Genomic DNA, 4,796 nt, shown 5'->3' on the forward strand with positions numbered 1-4,796 from the left:
TGCCGTTGCTGAGATCGTCAATCGCTTCAAGGGACGGTCATCCCGCTTGATGCGACAGGAGTTCCCCGCCCTGCGTTCTCGCCTCCCGACCTTGTGGAGCCGTAGCTATTACGCTGGGAGCGTCGGGCACGTCAGCGCGGAGACTGTCCAAGCTGGTTCTGTCGCAATTTCTGACGATCGACAAAGAAATGCCAGAGTGAACGGCAGATTTTATGCAGCGAGCCGCTCGAACTGCTCTGCGAGCGAACAATGCCGATTATGGTCATACTTCGCCTGCCCCTTCCGCATCATGTGAACCATCTCAATTCCGCCCAGGATTGCCCGAGCGCTGTTCATGGACTTGAAGCCGAGCATCGGGCGAATCCGTCTTTTGACGGCACGATGATCCTGCTCGATACAATTGTTGAGGAACTGACTCTGCCGGATCTTAATTGGAACGAGCGGACGTCTTGAGCCATCCTGTAGGCGGCTTTCTGCATCGCACGACAAGATAGCTTCATGGTTGGTTTGGCTGCCATCAATGACGATCCTCTCGGGTCTACCATGCCGCTTGAGTGCCTTGCGCAGGAACCGTTTGGCAGCAGCCAGATTGCGTCGCTCGCTGAACCAGAATTCAACCGTGTCCCCATTGCTGTCGATTGCTCGGTAAAGATACATCCAGCGGCCCCTGACCTTGATATAGGTCTCGTCGATGTGCCACTTGCCGGTGACGGCTCGCTTGCGACGATTGAACCGCTCCAGCAACTCGGGGGAATACCGGACAACCCATCTGTGAACGGTCGCGTGGTCGACGGAGATGCCTCGCTCGGCCATCATCTCCTCAAGGTTTCGCAGGCTCAGGTTGTAGGCCAGGTACCACCGGACACAGAGCAGGATCACGGATCGATCAAAATGCCTGCCCTTGAACACCTGTTCCTCCGCTGCTGAGACCTCCACCCCATTAGCTGAAACTCTGAAACAAAAGGTTTGCGACGGAACCCCTGGGACCACGCCGGTGCTCAGACCTGGTGGACTGTTGGGACAAATATGGATGCGGCTGGCCGAGCAACGTACCAGCGTATCAGTTGGGACAACGGTACATTCACGGATACCTCTTGGGATTATGGCGCAACAAACTGGTCGTACATCCAGACCGCGATCGATACGGCAGGCCGTGCCACCAGCCAACGTGTTCAGTACGACGACGGGTCGTTCATCGATTACAGTTGGGACTATACGGCCTATGAGCTCAGCCACTCGCAGGTCAACTATGATGCGGCCAGCCGGCGGACCAGCCAGACCGCTCTCTATGACAATGGGACCAAGAAGGTCTGGGCGTGGGACTACACCAGCGGCGTGGCTTGGACAGACTACCGCATCGACTACGATACGGCCGGACGCCAGACCTACCGCGTCAACAACTATGACGATGGCACCAAGCGGATCTACGACTGGGACTATACCACCTCGGTCACCTGGAGCGACAAACGCACCGATTATGACGCGGCCAACCGTGAGACGTATAAGATCTACAACTACGACAACGGCAACAAGACGACGTGGGATTACGACTACACCAGCGGAGTCAACTGGAAGACCCTGGAGCGCAAGTACAACAGCGCCGGCAAGCTGTACGAGCAGACTTACACCTATGACAACGGCACAAAAATGGTCGAGAAATGGGACCTCGCCGATGCTTATTTCTGGTACTATGAACAACGTAACTACAATGCAGCTGGCACGCTGACCGGCGGGCGCGTTCAAGCGGACACTGGCCAGTGGGGAACAATCGTGGCCCCGGTCGCGATCGATCTGGCCGGAGACGGCGTTGATCTTGTCGACCTGTCGCAGAGTGGCGCGGCTTTCGATTGGGAAGGCAGTGACGGTGTGAAGGAGCGTACCGCCTGGATCAGCGGCCAGGACGGCTTCCTGGTGATCGACTTGGCGGCTGATGGCACCGCTGGTGCCGACGGCGTCATCGATCAGGACAGAGAGATTGCCTTTACGAGCTGGGCACCAGGTACCGACACGGATATGGAAGCGCTTGCGGCCGCCTTTGACAACAACGGGGACGGTGTGCTCGACAGCCGCGATGCGCGCTGGCGTGAATTCCGGATCTGGCAGGATGTGAACCAGAACGGCCAGACGGATCAAGGTGAATTGCGCACTTTGGAGAGCTGGGGCATCACCTCGATTGGTCTCGATCTCACCAAAGAGTCGCAGGGCCTTTCGGACACCTCGATGATCACCGGAACAGGTGTGGTTACGTGGAGCGATGGCCGTCAGACCAGTGCCGCCGATACGTCGCTCGCGTATGCGCCCGCCGTTCTCGACGATCTCTACAGGCCAAACGCGCGGATTGCCATGAGCACATCGCTCAGCGAGACGTTCGAGGCCAGCGAGAAACAGGACGGGTTCCTGTTTGGTCAGCAGTTCGGACACGACACCTTGATCGGTTTCGACCCTGCTGGAACCAGTGATTGCATCATCTTCAGCAGGACGGCGTTTGCGGATTTTGCAAGTGTCATGAGCGCGGCGAGGCAGAAGGACTCTGACGTTCTCATCGAAGTCAATGACGAGAACTCGCTCGTGCTGAAAAATGTGATGCTGGCAAGTCTCCAAGCCGATGACTTCCGCTTCTCAGCCTAAGTTCGGTGGAAGGTCTAAACATCCTGGAGGGGGGCGGACCATTGAGGTCCGTCCTTCATTCTCGGCTCGTTGTATTTGACGCGTCGCTCGTGAGTGAGGCAGGTTCGAACGGACTTTAAAGCCTTCATCATACATGGCTTAGAAGATGAAGAAGTCAGCATGGGTCATCTTCAGTTTGGGAGCGAGTTTGCTCACCGCGACTGCCGTCGCAGAACCGGTCCCATCAGGATCATAGAAGAGGACGCCCGTAGTCGGGTTGTAGATGATCCGATCGTCCTCATCGTGCGCGCCGCTGCCAGCCCAAAAACTACTCGCGACAAGCGAGCCATTCTGTGAAAGGGCCGTGAAGATGGACTTCGCAAGCCGAATGGTATCGTCGGCCGGCTTGAAATCGCGAATGCTATCGGTATTGGCCGAGGTCGGATCCGTATCGAAGATGAACGTGTCGCGACCATCACCTCCTGTCAGGGTGTCCTTGCCTAAACCACCGGACAGGAGATCGTGGCCGGTGCCACCAATCAGATGATCTGAACCATTCCCGCCTGAAATCGTGTCATTGCCGGCAAACCCGTCCAGCCGGTCCCCTTGGAGCTTCCGGTGATCGTATCCTTGCCGGCAAAGATTGTCCGTGCAACGTCAGCCGGAGCTTTGTCGCCCCAACCAATAACGCTCGTGGCAGGGATCGAGATCTTGGAGACCGACAGCACGAATTTGTCTTTGAGATAGAAGTCAATGTCCTTGACGGTGCCGGCCGTCAGCGGCCCCCAGGACTTTGCCTTGAAGCCTTTGCCGGACAGGGTCGCATAGCTGCTGCCGATGAACTGAACATAGGTGCTGGAATAGAGTAGGAACGACCCGTCAATCAGGGACAGGGGCAGTTTCGCCGTGTCGGGGTCAGCGCAAGAGTGCGCCGGGAGACCGGCAAGGAGTAGATGGTGCAAGTCCATCACAATGAAGGAGTAGCGATCCACATTGGCCCCGAGTCATGCGCGGACGGTCGTGAGGCCGCCCGTGAAGCGTTGACAGGGGAGCATGTAGGCCAGCCATTGAGCCGCGAAAGTGACGCTGGTCTGCCCCCTGAAAAGTGATCCTCCCTGAAGTATGGCTTTTGAGCCGAAGGAGGACTGAAGATGGGCAAGAAGAGGCACACGGCCGAGGAGATTGTTTCCAACCTACGACAGGTGGACGTGCTGACGGCACAAGGCCGGACGGTAGCCGAAGCGATCCGGCAGATCGGCGTCACCGAGGTCACGTACTACCGATGGCGGAATGAGTACGGCGGGTTGAAGTCCGACCAGGTCAAGCGGATGAAGGACCTCGAGTTGGAGAACGCCAGGCTGCGCCGGGCTGTGTCCGATCTGACCCTGGAGAAGTTGATCCTGAAGGAAGCTGCGTCGGGAAACTGGTAAGCCCCGCCCGCCGTCGCGCCTGTGTGGATCATGTGATTGCCAAATACGGCGTCTCCGAGCGGCTGGCCTGCCAGGTTCTGGGTCAACCCCGTTCCACCCAGCGCAAGATCCCCCAGCAGCCGGAGGATGAGGCGGCTTTGACGGCCGACATCATCGCCTTGGCCACCCAGTATGGCCGCTACGGCTACCGGGGCATCACGGCACTGCTGCGGGAGGCGGGCTGGTTGGTGAACAAGAAGCGGGTCGAGCGGATCTGGCGGCGGGAGGGGCTGAAAGTGCCACAGAGGCAAACCAAGAAAGGCCGGCTCTGGCTTAACGACGGATCCTGCATCCGGCTGCGGCCGGAGTATCCCAATCACGTCTGGAGCTACGACTTTGTCGAGGACCGCACCCATGACGGGCGCAAGTTCCGCATGCTCAACATCATCGACGAGTTCACGCGCGAATGCCTGGTCATCCGGGTGAGCCGGAAGCTGAAGGCTGCCGATGTGATCGACGTACTCTCCGACCTGTTCATCCTGCGCGGCGTTCCCGGCCATATTCGACCCGACAACGTCCTATGTGGGGGAGCAGCAGCGGCACTGGGCCAGCAGATCTCAGCACGCCGATTTGCTGGATCGGCGCTTCAAACAGATTGAGCCAGGTGGCTTCCACCGTCAACGGGATTGTTCTCTCCCATAGCAAACACAGGATCCAGCGGCTCGGCCGTGGTCCTCACCGTCCTCAATACGAGATACACCCCAGGTGGAAGGCCCAAAC

General features: G+C 58.3%; 5 protein-coding genes and 1 pseudogene. 3 read left to right on the forward strand and 3 right to left on the reverse strand.

Annotated elements, in window-relative coordinates; all coding sequences use genetic code 11:
- Window positions 1–13 precede the first annotated feature (13 nt).
- On the forward strand, window positions 14–295 hold the full coding sequence (locus OC446_RS29365) for an IS200/IS605 family transposase (RefSeq protein WP_410055169.1): 282 nt from the start codon (window positions 14–16) through the stop codon (window positions 293–295).
- Here OC446_RS29365 and OC446_RS29370 read toward each other — a convergent pair.
- Window positions 211–909 carry an IS6 family transposase gene (locus OC446_RS29370; RefSeq protein ID WP_262032442.1) on the reverse strand — a complete coding sequence of 233 codons (699 nt, stop codon included), beginning with the start codon at window positions 907–909 and terminating at the stop codon, window positions 211–213. The genes OC446_RS29365 and OC446_RS29370 overlap by 85 nt on opposite strands.
- Before the next feature lie 117 nt (window positions 910–1,026).
- On the opposite strand from OC446_RS29370, the gene OC446_RS29375 reads away from it, so the two are divergent.
- On the forward strand, window positions 1,027–2,628 hold the full coding sequence (locus OC446_RS29375) for a hypothetical protein (RefSeq protein ID WP_262032443.1): 1,602 nt from the start codon (window positions 1,027–1,029) through the stop codon (window positions 2,626–2,628).
- A gap of 138 nt (window positions 2,629–2,766) precedes the next feature.
- Here OC446_RS29375 and OC446_RS31190 read toward each other — a convergent pair whose 3' ends face one another.
- Together OC446_RS31190 and OC446_RS29380 are read right to left on the reverse strand one after the other, a co-directional pair.
- Window positions 2,767–3,204, reverse strand: coding sequence for a M10 family metallopeptidase C-terminal domain-containing protein (locus tag OC446_RS31190; protein WP_410055170.1), 438 nt, complete (start codon window positions 3,202–3,204; stop codon window positions 2,767–2,769).
- Window positions 3,147–3,599 (reverse strand): hypothetical protein, encoded by a 453-nt coding sequence (locus tag OC446_RS29380; protein WP_262032444.1) that lies wholly within the window; start codon window positions 3,597–3,599, stop codon window positions 3,147–3,149. The genes OC446_RS31190 and OC446_RS29380 overlap by 58 nt, the downstream gene beginning before the upstream one ends.
- 159 nt (window positions 3,600–3,758) lie before the next feature.
- Between OC446_RS29380 and OC446_RS29385 the strand changes: the two are divergent.
- A pseudogene (locus tag OC446_RS29385) lies at window positions 3,759–4,591 on the forward strand (IS3 family transposase); the annotation flags it as partial.
- Window positions 4,592–4,796: the final 205 nt, after the last annotated feature.

The organism is Microvirga sp. Mcv34 (assembly GCF_024519725.1).
GTDB lineage: Bacteria > Pseudomonadota > Alphaproteobacteria > Rhizobiales > Beijerinckiaceae > Microvirga.

Coding starts and splice junctions, on each gene's coding strand:
- OC446_RS29375 (WP_262032443.1), top strand. CDS start 1,027: ATGGATGCGGCTGGCCGAGCAACGTACCAGCGTATCAGTTGGGACAAC.